A 605-nucleotide genomic window follows, 5' to 3' on the forward strand; every position below is an offset into this window, starting at 1 on the left:
GGCATCAAATTGAATATGGTTATACAAAAATGATTATGAGCGCTAAGAAGTCGGTATATTTGCAATCGCCTTATTTCATTCCGGATAACTCATATATAAATGCCATTAAAATTGCAGCTAAATCAGGGGTAGATGTTCATCTAATGATTCCATGTAAGCCAGATCATCCTTTAGTTTATTGGGCGACATATTCAAATGCTTCAGATTTACTATCTAGTGGCGTAAAAATTTACACGTATGAAAATGGATTTATACATTCTAAAATGTGTTTAATAGATGATGAAATGGTTTCAGTCGGAACTGCTAATATGGACTTTAGAAGTTTTGAATTGAATTTCGAAGTCAATGCTTTTGTATATGATGAAAAGCTTGCTAAAGATTTAAGGGTGGCTTATGAACATGATATTACAAAATCAAAACAACTAACCAAAGAATCATATGCCAATAGACCGCTGTCTGTTAAGTTTAAAGAATCGTTAGCTAAATTAGTTTCGCCAATTTTATAATTTATTTGTAAGGAGTCTCGATTATAGAGGCTCTTTTTATTTTGCCCAAAATTAAAATAACGATAAATATATTCTGTCTCTTATACACCTTTGCCGCTG

General features: G+C 31.7%; 1 protein-coding gene. It reads left to right on the forward strand.

The window, feature by feature from the left end:
- Nucleotides 1–506, forward strand: a 506-nt coding sequence (gene cls, locus IDG60_RS20905; RefSeq protein ID WP_206161142.1) for a cardiolipin synthase, incomplete at its 5' end; no start/stop codon positions are given.
- Between the last annotated feature and the right edge of the window lie 99 nt (nucleotides 507–605).

Source organism: Staphylococcus sp. EG-SA-2 (genome assembly GCF_017152085.1).